The sequence below is a fragment of the Streptomyces sp. NPDC006435 genome, assembly GCF_040612315.1.
Classification (GTDB): domain Bacteria; phylum Actinomycetota; class Actinomycetes; order Streptomycetales; family Streptomycetaceae; genus Streptomyces.
Map to the genome: position 1 here is coordinate 18,381 of NZ_JBEXPY010000024.1, position 16,460 is coordinate 34,840.

Below are 16,460 nucleotides of genomic sequence, written 5' to 3' on the forward strand. Positions count from 1 at the left end.
AGGATGCCCTGGGGCCGGGACCGGTCAGGCACCGGGCACCGCTCCGGCCGAGGTGACGTCGACCCGCTGGTGGTGCGGGTGTGCTTCCACCCTCACCACCAGCGGCACGGCCTGCAATTCCCGGAAGGGTTTCCACAAGTCGAGCAATCCGAACCAGCGGCGCGTGATCGCCGGGGACGTCAAGGACGGCACCCTCTTCCGCTTCTGCTTCAAGAATCCGAGCACCAGGTGGCCCGGCTTCCACGCCGCCTGATCCCTCACCGGTTACAGCGCCCTCGGCTCCTGCCACGGCTGTACTTCCCCGGGCGGATCGGAGCCGCCGGAGCCGGTCCGCCTGGGGCGTTCGCGGACCCGCCACCGTGTCCGCCGTCGATGCCGCACTCCATCAACCCTCCGTCAGCTCTCCGTCCGTTCCCCCGTGCCGTGGCCGTATGTGCGAGGGGTGGGATCCGGCGTCGCGGGGCGATGGCCGAGCACTCCGCGGGCCCGCATGTCGGCGAGCGAGTCAAGGTCGGGGCAGTACAGCGCGCCCCCGTCCAGATCCGCGTCGGCCGCCTGGATCCGGGGATGAACGGGGTCGGTGACGGTGGTGTCCGTCTCGGCGGAGGAGCTGTGTTCGGCGGGGCCGGTGCCCAGCCGGCGGCGGGTCGTCATGGCCCCGATCGTACGGGCCACCGCCGGGAAGGCCGGTGTCTGGCCGCGCCTGCACGCGGCCTTGCCGGTCGAACTGCGCAGCGCCGGCCTTCTGGACGTGAATCACTGCACTGTTGCCGGCTCGCATGTCCCGGGCCCCCAGGGGGGATCATGTCGGCCCCTCGCCGGTCGACCACGCCCGTCCCGGTTCCGAGCACCACCTGATGGTCGACCGGCACGGAACCCCGCTCGCCGTCACTCTGACCGGTGGCAACCGCCACGATGCCACCCGGCTCCTGCCGCTGATCGATCCCCCCGTCTCTGCCCTGGTGGTTCCAGTCGATGACCATGGCTGTCCGGTTCCTGGAGAGCCCGGCGAGGCGTGGGATACTTGATCATGCCTGTGACCAATCCGTGGCTGGCCGGCCCGTCGCCGAAGAACCGACTCGACCGCGAGCGTCTGGAAGAGCGCATACTCAACCTGCTGTCGTCGCAGAACATGTGCGTGCTCGCGACGGCGGGGCCGGAAGGGCCGCTCGCGACGCCGGTGCGGTACTTCCATCTCGACTTCGCGGTGATGTTCTCCACGGCCACCGGTTCGCCGAAGATGCGGAACCTCGCCGCTGATCCCCGGGTGTCGGTGGGGATCTTCGCTCCGCTGGTCGGGCAGGCCAGCAGCCGGGGTGCCCAGCTTTTCGGACGGGCTCGTGTGCTGTCCGAGGACGACCCCGATTTCGAGCACTACTGGCCGGCTTTCCGCTGGCAGTCCGACCATGTCGAACGGTCACGCTCTCTCGACGAACCGCAGTCGGGGCCGCTCGTCGTGATCGAGGCCGAGCGGATCGTCTACACCGAGCACTGGCTGCGGCGCGAGGGGTTCGCGCCGCGTCAGTTCTGGACCCGGTCGGACAGGTAGCCGGGGTCCTTCGAGCACGCCGAATCGCCGTCGGGGTGTTGTGCGACAACCAGGGCCGCCGCGGCCACTGCTCGCTCGCCGTCGGAGATATTCAGGTGGCCCGCAGGGTCGGCGGCGCGTTCGAGCACGCGCCGGATCATGGATTCGCGTTCCTCCGACGGTGCCTCGTCCAGGTCGCCCCGAAGTCTGCGGCGGTGTCGTTGTCGAAGGGGCCGATGTCCCAGGTGCCCATGTCTCTCCTCGCGTGGCCGTCCGGGGATCGTCGCACCGACCACCGACAGCGAGGCCGTGCCGGGATTGCCCGGGGCCGCTGAAGTGGGGTGCCTCGTCAGTGTTCCGGGCCGCCACCGCTCCGGTACAGGAACCGGCGGGCGTGGTGCATCGGTGTCCCGAGCACCCGCCCGGTCGAGGAAGAGGCAGAGCGTCCGCGCAACGCTCTCCCCGTGATCGACGGCTCCCGATCTCGATATCCCCGACTGTGAGGATGAGGCGGCACCGCTCGCGGGTCTGACCCGATCGGCGTCACGCACCGAACGACGGGCTCAGGGTCCGGTGTGGGTGTAGGGCGCCCAGAGCACCGGGGACTCCGGGCGGGCGGCACGGAGCCCGAGGACCGCGGTGCGCAGGGCCGCGGCGGCAGGAAGTCGGCAGTCGCCGGAGGGCGGTCGGTGCTGGAGCGCGCGGTAGAAGTGCCGTGCGACCTGCGGGGCACGCAGGTCGCTGATGGGCCACTGGGTCGCGATCACATGGCTGAAGCCGGCGATGTTGAGTCCACCGGCAAGGTGGGCGAATTCGTCGGCCAGGCCGGCGATGCCGCGGGCCGTCTCGCATGCGGAGAGGAAGGCGAGTTCGGCACCGGAGAGCCGGAGGGCGGTCACGTCGCGCAGACTGATCGGCGCATCCGTGCAGTGCAGTGCGCCACCGGTGAGCGAGTACTGCGAGCCGTGGCCGGCGAAATGAAGTCGGCTGTGGCACTGGAGCTGTTCGAGGACCGACGCACGGGTGGCCAGGGGGCCGACCAATGCGGTCATGGTGGGAAACCCCTCGCGCAGTGAGTCGACTTCCGGCACCGCGTGGTTCAGCACTGTCATGCCCGGGGCGCTCGGCACGGCGACTCCGAGCAGTCCGCCGACACCGGGGGCCGGGCGGTCCCGCGCGGCCACGAGGGCGCGCAGGGTCGGGGCGTACGAGCAGACGGCACGGTCGAGAAGGCTGGATGCCTCCGGGGCAGGGCCGGTCCGGCCGCCCCCGGCAGTCGGGTACTCACCTGCGGCATGCAGCGGGAGCAGGGTGAGTGCGCCGGTCGGGCACCACCACAGGCGGGGTTCCCGTCCTTGCTCCGGGTGTGCCGGCCAGTCGAGCGCGGTGAGGACCGGCTCGGCGATGTCCGTCCAGAGCCATGCGAGAACCGCTCCCAGGACCTCGTTCTGCTCCTGCGCGGTGGTGTCCGTGTCGCTTCTGAAGACGTCGATCAGTTCCCGGGCCCGGCTGTTGACCGCTTCGCGCGTGACCCTCTTCAGCGGGACGAGCCGGGGTGGCGCTTCCTCATCGGCGGTCACGATCAGGGCGTCGCAGCGGTGTCGTCCGATGTTGACGATCACGACCGGGCCGTCGCACGCGGCCTCCCGCAGACGGTGGTAGGGAGGTGGCAGCAGGAACTCCGGGATCAGCGCCCTGGCCCGTACCAGCAGGCGGTCCCATTCCGCGGCGGCTTCACGTCTCCCCTGCGTTCCCGGTGCCGGCCCGGCCGCGGGCGCCTCCCGCATGTCGGTGGCCGTGCTCGTCCGGTCGAGCAGATGCCGGACCTCCTCCATGCGGTCGGCGAGATCGGCGTCCAGTTCCCGGAGTTCGTCGAGTTCGGTGCGGGCGTCGAGGGACTGGGCCAGCAGGACGCCACGCCCCAGTTCCAGCAGTTCCACCGCGGAGACGAGGTCGCCCTGCTCGATGGCGACGGCTGCGGCGTCCGGGGCGAGGCCGTTGGCATCAGCCAGGAACTGGGCCCGGTCGTCCCGGTCCAGACCGTGCCAGGCCGCCTGGGGCAGCAGTTCCACGGCATATCCGTAGCCCTGCCGGGCCTCGGTCCACCGCCGGTCCGCCGCGGCGAGCCCGCCCCAGCGCAGGGCTGCCCCCAGCCGTACCGACATCGGTCCGGTGAGAAGCCCGGCGGCCTCGCGGAAGGCGTCCGACGCCTCGTCCGGCAGTCCCGCCTCGCGAAGCGTGTGCCCCAGGTCGAACAGGCACCCGGCCCTGCTCGCATGGTCGGCGGGGCAGCGCGCGACCGCGTCGCGGCCCCGGTCCAGTGCCTCGCGCAGGTCGTCCTCCCGGCCGGGGAACCGGGAACGGCGGCGGAGCATCCCGGTCAGGTTCGACAGGAACTTCACCTGGTCGGGGTGGTCGTTCGAGGCCGCCTCCGACGCCTCCCTCATGGTCCGGATCGCGGTGTTCAGGTCCTCCTCGTCCTCCGCCTCGTCGAAGCGGTTCGACAGGGCGATCCCGAGGTTGGACAGGTTCATCGACCGCCGGTGCGAACCGGGCGGGGTCGCGGCGATCGCGAGCCGGGCGGCCTCGACGGCCCGGTCCAGATCACCGGGTCGCCGGCGGTGCCGGTGGGCGCTCAGCAGCGCCAGGCTCAGATTGGCCAGATACCGGTCCTGAAGGGGGTGGTCGGGCGGGACGGTCCGCACCGCCTCGTCGCAGGCGTCCACCGCGGCCGCCAGGTCGGTGCCGTCCCCGGTGCGCTCGAACCGGGCCTGCAGAGCGAATCCGAGTCCGTTCAGGCACATGGCCCGGAGCGCCGTGTGGTCCCCGCTCATCCGCACTGCCTCGCGTTTGGCGTCCACCGCGGCCTGCAGATCCTCAAGACCTCCGCAGTGCTCGTACCTGGCGTGCAGTGCGCTGCCCAGACCGATCAGTGCGGTGGCGCTCTCCCGGCCCTCGCCGGGCGTGATCGCCACGCATTCGGTGGTGGCGTCGACGGCGCTGTCGAAATCTGCCCGGTCACCCGTGTACAGGGCGCGTGTCCGCAGAACGATACCCATCGCGCGCAGGACGAACGAGCGGTGGAAACTCCCGGTGGGTGCGTCCCGCTCGGCCCGGAGACATGCCTTCACCGCCCCGTCCAGGTCGTCGCGGTCCCCGAAGTCGTCGAAACGGCGGCACAACAGCTCGCCGAGCATCGCCTGGGCGAAGCTGCCCTCCGCGCCGCCGCCGCTCAGTGCCTCGCTCCGCCGCACGGCCCTGATCGCCTCGTCGAGATCCGTGACGTTCCCGGTGTGGTCGTCGTAGAGCGTGTAGAGGATCGGTCCGAGGAGCAGCAGTGCGTTCATCCGTTCGTCCGTGCCGGCCAAGTCCTGGACGGCTCGTCGGAGGAGGTCGACGGCGGCCCGGGCGTCATGGATGTCACCGGTCCGGTGGTGGCGCAGTGCGAGGCACGTGGCGAGCTCCACCCGTACCGATGCCTCCCGGCCGGTCCCGGAGGACTCCACCAGAAGCTGCTCGTACAGGGCTGTCGCCTCGTCCAGGTCCGCTCGGGCCAGGGTGGGTTCGGCGCGGAAGTGCAGGCTCCGGGCGAGCAGCAGCCGGCAGCTTCCGGACTCCGGGTCATCGGAGGCACCCAGTTCGACGGCTCGGCGTGCCGCCCGGACCGCGTCGTCCATGTCGTTTGCCGGGACGACGTCCCCGGAGCGCCGCTGCAGCTGCAGCCTGATCAGCAGCGACCCGGCCAGTCCCGCCCAGGCCAGAGGATGGCGGGGGTTTTCCGGGCGGGTCAGGCCGATCACGTGGCGGGCCGCCTCGATCGACAGGTCGAGATCGCCGGGGTCGTGCGTCTTTCCGTAGTTGGCCCTCGCGAGTTCGCCGAGATGGAAGTAGGTCACGTCGGCCTGCGGGTGCCCCGGTGGCATGGCTGCGGCGGCGTCACGGGTCGCGGCGAACGCCTCCGCGTGGTGCGCGGCCGACCCGGTGTGGTCGAAACGGTGCAGGAGCATCTGGGCGAGGTTGTCGAGGCGGCCGGGGCGCCGCTCCGAATCGGGGGCGGTGAGGGTGATGCTGCGCCGGGCCGCGGTGATCGCCTCCTCCACGTCGGACATGCGGCCGGCGACCTGGAACCTCTCCCAGAGAGCGAGGGCCAGGTTGGACAGTTGCTCGTTCAGGTAGGGGTGGTTCCGTTCCTCGCCCTCCCGCACCGCGTCGGCGCTCGCCTCCACCGCGAGGTCGAGCCATTTCCGGTCGCCGGTGAGCCGGGCCCAACCGCGCAGCGCCCGGCCGAACTCGGTGAGGAGCGGGGGGCGGAGGTCCGATCCGCTCGGTACGACCTCGTTGAGTGTCGACCACATCCGCAGCGAGGTCCACAACGCTTCGGGGTCCTGGTGGTCCTGCCAGTCGCGGTAGTTCACAAGGCCGGCCTCGAACATCTGACGTATCGTCATCGGGGTGTCCGCCGAGCCCGTCATGAACGTTTCCCGTCACTGGTGGATGAGTGCACGATCGGCCGTGACTTCCTTATGATGGCATGCCGTTACGGTTCGGAAGAATGACTGGGAGTTGCGTGAACGGCTGGTTGGACGCCTTGGAGGAAGCGGGCCCGCTGCTGGCCGCCGTGGGTGCGATCGAGTCGGTGGGTCCTCACGTCTGGGTCCGGGTGGGGCTGGCCCTCGACGAGGTGGACGCCGCCCTGGACACCGGGGACACCGCCACCCTGCGGCGCGCGTTGTACGCGTTGGAGGACTCCCTGCAGTCGAAGCGCATGCGGATGCTCGGCGGGGCCGATGCGGTCCCGCCGCCGACCGGACTCGCCGACCGGGTCGAGCGGCTCGTGAGCCGTATCCGGGTAGTTGCCGCGGACGACGAGGACGCCCCGGTTCCGGCCGATTCCGCCGAGTCGCCGAACGGCCATGCCACGTAGCCGCTTCGAGGGCCGTGCCCTGATCGTCCACGTCTTCGTTCCGCTGGCCGCAGCGGTGCGGGACGAGGAGGACGGCCACTTCTCCGTGCGCCGATTGTGGGAACGGCTGGGCAACCGGTTGGGCGTGACCGATCCGGTCCCCGGCTTCGGCCCCTCCCGACCGCCCGCCCTGGCACCGCCGACCGCGACGGGCAGCTCCGTCGGCCACACGTTGCTCGCGGCGGGCCAGTGCACGGGGGCGTCGCCCGCGCAGGCTTTCGCGTACCGTCGTGGCGACGCCGTCGGCATCACGGTCGTGCTGTTCCCGGGCCCCGGCGTCTCCTGGGGGGATCTGCGCCACCGCTGGGACGGGGTGGCACCATTGCCCGAGCGGCTGGGTTCCTCGACCACGTACGTCCACCGCGTGCTCGACAGCGGGCGGACACCGCCCGGCACAGGTCGGCTGAACCGCCTGCTCGCCTCGGTGCCGGTGGCCGGAACACCTGCGCTGCCCGAGGGGAGTTGGCGGCGCTCGCCCGGCGGGTACCTGGTCCGGTTCACGCGCTCCGCGGGGCCGGGGCGGGTCGGTACGGCCGTGGTGGTGGGGCCGGTGTCGCGCGAGGCGGAATTCGATGCCTGGCTGTGGCACATCGGTCCCTCGGGTACTGTCGCGCCCTTCCTCCGCTGCCTGGAGGGGACGGCCAGGCTGCGGCACCACGCATCCGTGCACCGCACGCACCAGCCGGCCCTCCACTCCCTGTGCGAGCGTCTCTCGGCCGCGTCGGAACGGTTGGCCGGGCTGTGCGGCAGCGTACTGGCCACCGGTTCCGGGCCGGACGAGCTGATCGCCGCGGATGCGTCCATCGCCGCTCTGTACGTCGGCGACCAAGGGCTCAACCAATCGCTGAGGGACCTCCGCGACATGCGTCAGTCGGTACGGATCACCTCGGATTCCCTGGCGGAGCTGCTGCCGCCTCCCACCGGAGCGGGCGCCGACCCGGACCAGGACCTGGCCCGCTCGCTCCTCGCCCTGATCGACGACGACATCGCTCATGCCGAATCCGTCAAGCGCGAGGCCGACGAGATCTCCCGGACGACCGAGTCGATCGTGCGGCAGCGACTGGCGCTGCTCCAACAACGCACGACCGTCGTGCAGGGGGCGGTGCTCGGGTCGCTGCTCACGGCACTGGCCGCAGTGCAGTCCCTCTCCTACACGTTGCCGTTGCCGGGTTCGCTGCACGCGCCATTGATCACCTGGCTGTCCGTGCTCGCCCTGCTGCTGCCCGTTCAGTTGATGCGCTGGCGACGGGTGGACGGAAGGGTCCGTCGGCCCGCCCGGTTCGACCGCCTGTCCGTCCTGTGCATGGGCGCGGCAACGGGCTGGCTCGGCGCTTCGGTGTTCTCCGTCACCGCCCTGCACGTTCCGGCGCGTCCGGTGGTGAGCGCGGGCTGCGCGCTGGTCTGCGCTCTCGGCTTCGTGCTGGCGGACCGGCGATGGGTGTCGCGCGCCGCCTGAGAACCTGTCGGACGGCCTGTGACCGGTCGTGGACGAGGCTCCGCGCCCGGCCCTTGCGGACCGCGTCCGCACCCTGGCACCGCAGAACCGTCACCGGCTCCCGAAGGCGCAAGAGCTCGGTCCGGAGCACGGAGCTGTCCGGGACTGCTCCTACGCCGCGATCACACCGGCCACACCGTTGAGCGAGTCGGTGCCGTGCGGGCCCGGGACACGGGCGAGCGCCGTCAGGAAGTCGGGGGTACGGGCGGCCGAGGTGGTGGGCCCGGTGGCGGAGGGACCGACGGCGGGGGCGGGAACCGCGGTCGGGCCGGGGCCTCGGTTGCGGGCAGTGGCGGCGGTGGCGGCGGGCCCCACCGAGGACGGTCGGGCCGTCGGGGCCGGGCCTGCGACGGGGCCGGGGGCGGCGGGCCCGGTGGCGGGGGTGGCGGCGGCTCCACCGCAGGCAGCAGCGGACCGCCCGCCCGCAACCGGGCAATGGTCAGCTCGGCGCGACGGCGTGCGATCGGGCCGTCGTCGCGTTCGTGGACGAGCCGGGTACCGAGCTCGGCGAGGTTCTCCGCCGTGATCAGCCGGTAGCCGAGCGCGTGGGCGATCTCCTCGATCCGGCGCCGGCTCGCGGCGGTGACAAGACCGATCCGCAACTCGACGCGGGCGCGGCCGTCGAAACTCGCGCGTATCTCGTCGTCCTGCACCCTGACTCCGCTCCCGGGAAAGACCGGCATCGCTCCAGCCGTTCCGCACCACGATCGTCGCACGCGTCCGTCTCCCGCAAGCGCGGGGGTGAATATCGGCTGGCCCACCGCGAGGCTCCTCGCCCCGTGTTTCGCCCCCGGCCCCTCGCCCCGCGCTTCGTTCCCTCGCCCCGCGCTCTGCGACGGGGTGGACGGACGCGCCTTGAGGTTGCCCGGAAACGGCTGTCCCGGCGCGGCGTCCTGCACCGCATCGCCCGCACCCCCATCCGCTGCCGTGGGCCGTCCGCGCCCCTCACTCCTCGGCACTCAGGATCATGAAGCTCTCCGGGTTCGGTACGGGGGTGAACCCGGCCTTCGCGTAGACCTCGTGCGCGTCGAGGGTCGACAGGAGAACGCGCTTGAGCCGATAGGGGGCAAGGTGGTCGCGAACCGCTGTCGCGAGCCACGTCCCGAGCCCCTTGCCGCGGTGGGCGGGGGCGACGTAAACGTCGCAGAGCCAGGCGAAGGTGGCCCGGTCGGTGACCACGCGGGCGTAGGCGACCTGGTCGCCGTCGGCATCGTGGACGGCGAAGTTCAGCGAGCCGCGCATCGACTCCTCGACGGTCCTCCGGGTGCGCCCCAGGGCCCAGAACGCGTCCGTCGAGAGCCAACGGTGCACCAGTTCCACGTCGAGGCGATCCGGGTCCGTCGAGAGCTCGTACCCGTTGTTTCCACCGCTGGTGATCATGGTGCGGCAGCGTATCCCGTGGTGCTTGGTTTTTCCAAGTGACTGTCGTGCCGGATGAGACGGCCTCCGACGGCCGTCCCGCAAGTGCGGCCATGCCTTGGCCCGATGTCGGCTCGGTAGGGCCGGGACAGCAGCCGACGGAAGAGGACCGTTCGATGGTGACGTACGACCGACTGACCGAGTGGGCCGGTCCGGGGCGTGTCACGCGAGCCGGGCGGGACGTCGTGGCCGGCTGGCGGATCCCGGGCTTCATGAAGGCACGACTCGTCGAGGTGGGCATCCCGGTGACTCCGCGCCTCATCGGGCGAGTCGTGGTGCAGAGCGAGGCCGATCCGGTCCTGCGCACGTCCCGTGGTCCGCTCTACCGCCTCACGGAGGACACCGGCTCCGGTACGCCGGCCGAGCGGTCGTGGTTCGGTGCCGAGCCCGGGACCGGGGCGGTCCACTTCGTCATGCCGGACGGGGAGGCGTGGTTCGCCAACTCGGGTGTCGGCGTGTGGCTCGACGCCCTCCACCATTACGGCAGCCGCGTCACGGCATCGGAGCTTCTCGGCGAGCCGGACGGACCCGAGGAGTACTTCTCCGAGGAGGAGGAAGAACTGGCTTTCGCCGAACTGGACCAACTGGCCGAGGAGTTGAAGAGGATCGACCCGGCGTCCTTCAACGGCTACGAACGGTTCCTCCGGCCGGGGCTCCTGGACCGTTGGCTCTACTGACCCCGGGGCCGTACATCTCCGGGCATGCAGGGCGCAGGTCCGCCGGTCCGTCAGTCCGTGCTCGGCATCGCCCGCCTCCACCACCTCGCCCCGACCCGCCCCGACCCGCACGACCTGCCCGGACACCGGCCCGGCCTGGGCGCGTTCCTCGGCGATCTGCCCAGTCATCCGTTCAAGGACACGTTCGGCGATGGCGGGTTCATCCCGCTCAGTCCGCACTTCCGCCAGCTGTTCGGCCGGCTGCTCCTCGAGTTCGTCCAGTTCCGTGCGCCGCGCGGTGATCCGTTCCAGTAACTCTGGATCCAACACGCACCGGATCGTGCAAGACCGCTCGGCCACTGCGAGCAGGAATCGGTTGAACCGGGAGTGCCAGGTGGCTGCCCCGACCGAGACGGATCTCGTGAGCAACGCAAGCCGGGTTGTCGCACATGAACGGTGATCAGCGGGGCGGGAAGGAAGCCAGAGCGAGGTCCCACCGGTCAGCCGCGTGAAGCAGCGCCGCGGTGTCCGTCCTTACCTCCACGACGTACTGGTAGATGTCAGCTCCGCCATCACCCTGTTGCCACGGCGGTGCCGCCTCCAAGGACAGATGAATGCGAATCACCGCGGTCCCGCCCTCGCTTCGATCGGCGAGGCTGAAAGCCACGACCGGCTCGATGAACCACGTGTCCGGCGACAGCTCACCTTCGGCATCAGGTTCGGTGACGCCCACCGTCCCCGCGGCCACCGCGCGCAGCCACGTGGACACCTGGCGGGCCTCATTGGTGAGCAGACACGGATCGGCGAAGGACCAGCTGCCCTCGGGAGTCGTCACCGTGCCATCAATGACCAGCCAGTTGTCGTCGTACGAGTCGCCCCGGACGGTGGCGAACTGATAGCGCACCGGGCGGAGGTCGACACTGCTGGAGAGATCGTTCAGGAGCACTGGGCCAGGATGTCATGCGCTGGCCGGCCGGACGGACCACACCGTCCAGCCCAGGTGCACAGGCCGGAACGGGCGGTCGCCGGCTTCGCCGGCTGCCTGCGGGCCGAGCGGGCCCTCGGCCGCATCGCCCCGGACGCCGATACGGACGCGTCCGCGAGCCTGTTGGTGGGCGCGTGCTTTCAGGAGGCGTTCCTGCGCTACTACGCCCACGGTGTGGACGCCCCGGCGGCACCGCGCGCCTTCGCAGAGGGCCTCGCCAGGGCGGTCGTGCGCCCGTTGTCGTGACCGTCTTCCATCTGCGGTCGATGCACCGTACGCAGCGTGCCGCGGCGGGAACCCGCGCCGGAAGCCGTCAATCAGCCCGGCCGGCTGAGGAACACGTGCCTGCGATCACTCGTGGAACAGCCCTTGGCTTCTGCGCCGGGAACCCGCTCCGGCCTCCGGCTGCGGATAAAAGGTGTGACCCGGTTGCAGGCTGCTCGGTACGGTCGCGGCCATGGCGATCGTGGGGGCTCCGGAACTGATGGTTCGACGTGCGGGTGCGGGCGACGTGACCGGGCCCGTGCAGTTTGCGCGATGGGCGGCGTCCGTCGCCGATGAACCACCGGTGGCCGAGGGCCTCGACGGGTGAGAGACGCATCCGTGCCCACCGCCCCTGCGGTCCGCGAGAGCGGACGGACCCGGGCCCTGCTGCTCGTCCTGTGCGGAACGATCTTCCTTGAGGGCAGCGATGTCGCCATGCTGGCCGTCGCCGTCCCCTCCATCCGCGCCGACCTCGGCCTGACCACCGGCACCGCGGCGTGGGTGATGAGCGGCTACGTGCTCGGCTACGCCGGTTTCACCCTGCTCGGCGGTCGCGCCGCCGATCTGCTGGGCCGACGGCGGATGTTCCTCACCTGGCTGGGCGTCTTCATGGTCTTCTCCATGCTGGGCGGCTTCGCGGTCGACGGCTGGATGCTGGTCGTGGCCCGGTTCGTCACCGGTGTGGCGGCGGCCTTCATGACCCCCGCCGCCATGTCGATCATCACGACCTCGTATCCGGAAGGACCACGGCGCGACAAGGCCCTGCTGGTCTTCGCCGGTGTCGGTGCCGGCGGCTTCTCGCTGGGCCTCGTCATCGGCGGCCTGCTGACCGGACTCGGCTGGCGCTGGGTGTTCTTCGCCCCGGTGTTCCTGGCCGGCGCCATACTGCTCGCGGCACTCGAACTGCTGCCGCCCGAGACCCGCCCCGAGCCCGCGCGGCGCGGATTCGACCTGGCCGGTGCGGCCACCGCAGCCGCCGCGATGCTGCTGCTCGCCTACGGCATCATCCGGCTCGAGCACCGCGGCGGAGGGCTCGGGCCGCCCCTCGGCGCGCTCGTCGCCGGGCCGGCGCTGGTGGTGGTGTTCATCCTGATCGAACGGCGCAGCCAGGCGCCGCTCGTCCGGCCGGAGATCTTCCGCAAGGCCGCGATGGTGCGGGCCGACCTCGCCGCGCTGCTCTTCCTGGGCGCGTTCTTCGGCTTCCAGTTCATCGTCACGCTCTACCTGCAGGAGTTGCGCGGCTGGTCCTCCCCGCAGGCCGCGATCGCGCTGATCGTCATGGGCTGCGACGCCGTCCTGGCGCCCACCCTCACCCCGCGCCTGGTGAGTCGCTACGGCAACGGCCGGGTGGTCCTCGGCGGTTTCCTGCTGGCGATCGTGGCCTACGGGCTCTTCCTGCCGGTCGGGATGGACTGGTCGTACGCGGCGATGTTCCCCAGTCTGACCATCGCGGGCATCGCCTTCGCCCTCGCCTACGGTCCGCTCACCATCGCGGCGACCGACAGTGTGGCCGCGGAGGAGCAGGGCCTGGCGGGTGGGCTGCTGTACACGTGCACCCAGTTCGGCTCGGCGGTCGGGATCTCCGCGGTGACCGCCGTGTACGGAATCGCCTCGGCCGGCGCCGATGGCTCACCGGGTGCGGTGCTGGACGCTTACCGCACCGCGCTCGTCGTCCCGGTGGTCATGGTGCTGCTGGGGGCGGCGGTCTCCGCCCTCGGCCTGCGCGACGCCGGGCCCGCCGACGGCCGGCGGAAGGACGCGGCGCCCGCGGCTCACGACGGGACCGACGTCGGCTTTCCGGGGTGAGGCCGACGGCACCTGCCGCGATCGAGCGGGGCGCGGCGCTTCCGTCTCCGGTTGTCCCTCCCGTGACCGCTGACGGGACAAGTGGCGGGACAGCCCTTGCGAGATGGTGCGAGCCCGAGGGAACGGCGGGATTGGGCAGGTCGGGTTCGGTTGCGCATCCTGCTGTTCAGGGCAGGCGGACTGAGATACTCCGGCCATGGATGCCGGGGTGATGGGGAGCGGGACGCGATCGGACGCGGCGGTGCCTGCAAAAAGCATGTCGGCGCGCGCCGCGGGCTGGGTGCTGCGTTCTGCGGTGGCAGCGGACATCGAGGTGATCGCGGAGTTGCGGGCCACGGTCATGCGTGCGGACTTGGAGCGCCTCGGGCGTTACGACGAGCACCGGGTACGGCAGCGGCTGCGGGATTCCTTCTCCGCACAGCACACGTCGGTCGTCGTGATCGACCGTGAACTCGCAGGATGCGTCACGGTCCGGCCTGCCGGAGGCAGGCAGTGGCTGGAGCACTTCTACCTCGCTCCGCACCGTCAGGGCCGAGGGCTCGGGTCCGCTGTGCTGCGCACGGTGCTGGAGCGGACCGACGCGCAGGGCATGACCGTGGGCCTGAACGTCCTGCAGGGCAGTGCTGCCCGTCGGCTCTACGAGCGCCATGGATTCGTCGTGGAGGCCCAGGATCCGATCGACGTCTTCATGGTGCGCCCGCCGGGGGCGATGGCCGGCATCGCGGTGGAAGCCCGACCTGCGACGGCACGACGGCCTCGACCCGGTCGGCGAGAGCGTCTTCCGCGGCCGTGACGTGGCAGCGGCCGCACGGGGTCTTCAAGTGTGGCCGCGAAGTCGAGCACGCCAGCGCCGAACTGCGGCAGTGGCGCCCGCGGGACACATGGTCGGCGTCAGCTGGGGCGGACCGCGCCTCGTCGGCTTGGGCTTCACCCCGGCGGGGGTTCTCAACCGACTCGCGGCGAGCGGTCGGCCCACGGCACCGCCGAACACGGAGCGCAGTCGGCGGGAGCCGGTGAGGCGGGCGAACGCGCGCCTCACCGACCGGCGTCGGCTGCCCGGTCCGGGGCCTCGGTGTGAAGCCGCTGTTCGCCCGCCGCGGCATCGAACGCGGCTTTGCACCGGGGCCCCGGACCGGACAGCGGTACTCGTCGTGGTCGTGGCCCGGGTCCCCCGGTACTGCGTCCGGGCGGCGGTGGAGTCGTCAGCTCTCCCAGTCGACGGAAACCACCGCTCCGTCCCGGGTCAGCTTGACGGCGAGTATCTGATCGCTGAGATCGGGATCGAAAACGTAGTCCAGGATGACGGGAGACCCGTCGGACACACCGCTCAGCCACAGGCCGACGCCGCTCAGACGCATGGCGGCGACGAAGGAGTCGGCTCCGACCTCTTCGCCGGCCGCGTCCCGTACCAGGCGGACAACCGTCTCGCTGTCCTCGAGCTCCTCGATGTGGTGGTCGATGAAGGAGCGGTCCTCGCGCAGGTACGCGCACAGCGCCGTGCGGGCCGTCGTGTCGAGGGCCGGCAGGTCGGAGAGGCGTGCGGCAAGCGCGTCCAGCTCCTCGGTGTCCGGCTGGTCGGACGGTCCGGCCCACAGCCGGACCTCGACCTCGTCGTCCCCGAGTCGTGAAGTGCTTTCCCAGACGACGTCCGTGCCGTCCAGCGCACTTGTTTCCACACGCCCGAAGTGGGCGTGCTCCATGGCCTTCACCAGAGATCACCATTCTCCTGCCGCGCCGGACGCGGGAAACTCCGTGGACCGGTTCACCGTAGCGGAGAGCTCCGACATCAACGGCGGCGCACCGGATGGTGCGGGCCGGTCCCCCTGTTCAGTCGGGCAGGCCGCGCAGGAAGTCCCGGATCAGTGCCGCGCTCCGCATCCGCTGGGTGGTGAACGGGAAGTGGCCCGCGTCGAGCAGGTGGATCCGGGCGTCGGGCAGATCGCGGGCGAACGCGCGGGCGCCGTCCGGGCCGAAGATGTCGTCGCCGCGGCCCCAGACCGCCAGCAGCGGCGGCCGGTGGGTGCGCAGGTACTGCTGCCATTCGGCGTAGCGCGGCGGGTTGGTGCCGTAGTCCAGGAACAGGTCGAGCTGGATCTCGTCGTTGCCGGGCCGGTCCAGCAGCGCCTGGTCGTGCAGCGCCTGCGACGGGTCCACCAGCGTGGTGTCCGGGACGCCGTGGGTGTACTGCCAGTGCGTGGCCTCGGCGGCGAACAGGCCGCGCAGCGCGTCGCGGTTCCCGGCGGACGGGTCGGCCCAGTAGTCGCGGATCGACTTCCAGAACGGTGTCAGGCCGTCCTCGTAGGCGTTGCCGTTCTGCGTGACGATGCCGGTGATCCGCTCGGGGTGGCGCAGCGCCAGGCGGAATCCGACGGGCGCGCCGTAGTCGTGGACGTGGAGCGCGTACCGGGTGATGCCCAGCTCCTCCAGCAGCGCGTCCACCGTGTCCGCCAGGTGGTCGAAGGTGTAGTCCCACTCGTCGGCGGGCGGCGCGGAGCTGAGGCCGAAGCCGGGGTAGTCCGGCGCGATCAGGTGGAACTCGTCGGACAGGTCGGCCATCAGGTCCCGGTAGATCACCGAGGACGTCGGGAAGCCGTGCAGCAGGACGAGCGTGGGCGCGGCCGGGTCGCCGGCCTCGCGGTAGAAGACGTCGAGCCCGTCGATCCGGGCGGTGTGGTGGCGCACTGCGGTCATGACCTTCTCCAACCATCTAAATTCGTTTAGCCGGTTGACGGCGGGATCACCGTAGGACGGTCACGGTCAACCGGTCAAGTGCGTTTTACCGGTTGAGTAGACTGTGCGGCATGACACGCCCGCTCATCGGCGAGCCCATGGCCCTGGACCTGGTCAACTCCGTCTGGGTGGACCACGGCCGCCGCCTCGACCAGTTCGACGAGCCCGACGGCCTGGAGAACTGGCTCGCCGACCACGACATGTCCGGCACCGCCGCCGACACCGCCGCCGTCCGCGACGCACTGCTTCAGGCCCGGTCCGCACTGCGCGCCGCGCTGGAGGACGGCGACGACGGCCCGCTCAACCGCGTCCTCGCCCACGGCTTCCACCGGCCCGGACTGCGCGGCGGAGCGCCGCTGGTCGCCACCGTCGTGGACGACCCGGCCCGGCTGCCCGCCTGGACCGCCGCCGCCGACCTGGTCCGCCTGCTCGCCGAACGGCCCGACCGCGTCCGCCGCTGCGCGCACCCCGAGTGCGTCCTGTGGTTCTACGACGTCAGCAAGAACGGCTCCCGCCGCTGGTGCTCGATGGAGGTCTGCGGCAACCGCGCCAAGTCCGAGCGCTTCCAGAAGTCGCACCCGCGGCGGTAGCGGGGGCGGTACGGGGCAGCAGTC

17 protein-coding genes and 2 pseudogenes are annotated in these 16,460 nt (G+C 71.3%); 11 read left to right on the top strand and 8 right to left on the bottom strand.

Annotated features, from left to right (window positions below; genetic code table 11):
- Window positions 1-396: 396 nt before the first annotated feature.
- Window positions 397-654, bottom strand: a complete 258-nt coding sequence (locus tag ABZZ04_RS22925) for a hypothetical protein (RefSeq protein WP_356934053.1) — start codon at window positions 652-654, stop codon at window positions 397-399.
- A gap of 28 nt (window positions 655-682) precedes the next feature.
- Here ABZZ04_RS22925 and ABZZ04_RS22930 point away from each other — a divergent pair.
- A pseudogene (locus ABZZ04_RS22930) lies at window positions 683-944 on the top strand (IS5/IS1182 family transposase); the annotation flags it as partial.
- Window positions 945-1,030: 86 nt separating this feature from the next.
- Window positions 1,031-1,549 (top strand): pyridoxamine 5'-phosphate oxidase family protein, encoded by a 519-nt coding sequence (locus ABZZ04_RS22935; protein WP_356934054.1) that lies wholly within the window; start codon window positions 1,031-1,033, stop codon window positions 1,547-1,549.
- Here ABZZ04_RS22935 and ABZZ04_RS22940 read toward each other — a convergent pair.
- Window positions 1,522-1,781, bottom strand: a pseudogene (locus tag ABZZ04_RS22940) (DUF4259 domain-containing protein). The gene ABZZ04_RS22935 and the pseudogene ABZZ04_RS22940 sit on opposite strands and share 28 nt — an antisense overlap.
- 310 nt (window positions 1,782-2,091) lie before the next feature.
- On the bottom strand, window positions 2,092-5,976 hold the full coding sequence (locus tag ABZZ04_RS22945) for a CHAT domain-containing protein (RefSeq protein WP_356934055.1): 3,885 nt from the start codon (window positions 5,974-5,976) through the stop codon (window positions 2,092-2,094).
- A 104-nt stretch (window positions 5,977-6,080) separates the two neighbouring features.
- On the opposite strand from ABZZ04_RS22945, the gene ABZZ04_RS22950 reads away from it, so the two are divergent.
- Window positions 6,081-6,452, top strand: a complete 372-nt coding sequence (locus ABZZ04_RS22950; protein ID WP_356934056.1) for a CATRA system-associated protein — start codon at window positions 6,081-6,083, stop codon at window positions 6,450-6,452.
- A complete protein-coding gene (locus ABZZ04_RS22955) occupies window positions 6,442-7,947 on the top strand; it encodes a CATRA conflict system CASPASE/TPR repeat-associated protein (RefSeq protein WP_356934057.1) in 1,506 nt (501 codons plus the stop codon). Before ABZZ04_RS22950 ends, ABZZ04_RS22955 begins: the two co-directional genes overlap by 11 nt.
- Window positions 7,948-8,097: 150 nt before the next feature.
- Here ABZZ04_RS22955 and ABZZ04_RS22960 read toward each other — a convergent pair whose 3' ends face one another.
- Together ABZZ04_RS22960 and ABZZ04_RS22965 are read right to left on the bottom strand one after the other, a co-directional pair.
- Window positions 8,098-8,301, bottom strand: a complete 204-nt coding sequence (locus ABZZ04_RS22960; protein ID WP_356934058.1) for a hypothetical protein — start codon at window positions 8,299-8,301, stop codon at window positions 8,098-8,100.
- Window positions 8,302-8,931: 630 nt separating this feature from the next.
- Window positions 8,932-9,366 (bottom strand): GNAT family N-acetyltransferase, encoded by a 435-nt coding sequence (locus tag ABZZ04_RS22965; RefSeq protein WP_356934059.1) that lies wholly within the window; start codon window positions 9,364-9,366, stop codon window positions 8,932-8,934.
- 155 nt (window positions 9,367-9,521) lie between these two features.
- Here ABZZ04_RS22965 and ABZZ04_RS22970 point away from each other — a divergent pair, with 155 nt between their 5' ends.
- Window positions 9,522-10,082: an SUKH-4 family immunity protein gene (locus ABZZ04_RS22970; RefSeq protein WP_356934060.1), complete on the top strand. Its 561-nt coding sequence runs from the start codon at window positions 9,522-9,524 to the stop codon at window positions 10,080-10,082.
- A 24-nt stretch (window positions 10,083-10,106) separates the two neighbouring features.
- The gene (locus ABZZ04_RS22975) at window positions 10,107-10,376 is read left to right on the top strand and encodes a hypothetical protein (RefSeq protein WP_356934061.1); all 270 of its coding nucleotides are present in this window, start codon (window positions 10,107-10,109) and stop codon (window positions 10,374-10,376) included.
- A gap of 145 nt (window positions 10,377-10,521) precedes the next feature.
- On the opposite strand, the gene ABZZ04_RS22980 is transcribed toward ABZZ04_RS22975, so the two are convergent.
- A complete protein-coding gene (locus tag ABZZ04_RS22980; protein ID WP_356934062.1) occupies window positions 10,522-11,007 on the bottom strand; it encodes a hypothetical protein in 486 nt (161 codons plus the stop codon).
- Window positions 11,008-11,061: 54 nt separating this feature from the next.
- Here ABZZ04_RS22980 and ABZZ04_RS22985 point away from each other — a divergent pair, with 54 nt between their 5' ends.
- The 4 genes from ABZZ04_RS22985 to ABZZ04_RS23000 all read left to right on the top strand — a co-directional run bounded on the left by ABZZ04_RS22985 (window position 11,062) and on the right by ABZZ04_RS23000 (window position 13,909).
- Complete coding sequence (locus ABZZ04_RS22985) at window positions 11,062-11,292, top strand: hypothetical protein (RefSeq protein WP_356934063.1); 231 nt, start codon at window positions 11,062-11,064, stop codon at window positions 11,290-11,292.
- A gap of 211 nt (window positions 11,293-11,503) precedes the next feature.
- Window positions 11,504-11,638: a hypothetical protein gene (locus ABZZ04_RS22990; protein ID WP_356934064.1), complete on the top strand. Its 135-nt coding sequence runs from the start codon at window positions 11,504-11,506 to the stop codon at window positions 11,636-11,638.
- An 11-nt stretch (window positions 11,639-11,649) separates the two neighbouring features.
- Complete coding sequence (locus ABZZ04_RS22995) at window positions 11,650-13,116, top strand: MFS transporter (RefSeq protein ID WP_356934065.1); 1,467 nt, start codon at window positions 11,650-11,652, stop codon at window positions 13,114-13,116.
- Between the two features lie 196 nt (window positions 13,117-13,312).
- Window positions 13,313-13,909: a GNAT family N-acetyltransferase gene (locus tag ABZZ04_RS23000; protein ID WP_356934066.1), complete on the top strand. Its 597-nt coding sequence runs from the start codon at window positions 13,313-13,315 to the stop codon at window positions 13,907-13,909.
- 409 nt (window positions 13,910-14,318) lie between these two features.
- Here the strand turns inward: ABZZ04_RS23000 and ABZZ04_RS23005 are convergent, their stop codons facing one another.
- Complete coding sequence (locus tag ABZZ04_RS23005) at window positions 14,319-14,816, bottom strand: DUF2004 domain-containing protein (RefSeq protein WP_356934128.1); 498 nt, start codon at window positions 14,814-14,816, stop codon at window positions 14,319-14,321.
- Between the two features lie 127 nt (window positions 14,817-14,943).
- Window positions 14,944-15,807 carry an alpha/beta hydrolase gene (locus tag ABZZ04_RS23010; protein ID WP_356934067.1) on the bottom strand — a complete coding sequence of 288 codons (864 nt, stop codon included), beginning with the start codon at window positions 15,805-15,807 and terminating at the stop codon, window positions 14,944-14,946.
- 110 nt (window positions 15,808-15,917) lie between these two features.
- Here ABZZ04_RS23010 and ABZZ04_RS23015 point away from each other — a divergent pair, with 110 nt between their 5' ends.
- Entirely contained in the window at window positions 15,918-16,436 is a 519-nt protein-coding gene (locus tag ABZZ04_RS23015) for a CGNR zinc finger domain-containing protein (RefSeq protein WP_356934068.1), read from the top strand.
- Window positions 16,437-16,460: the final 24 nt, after the last annotated feature.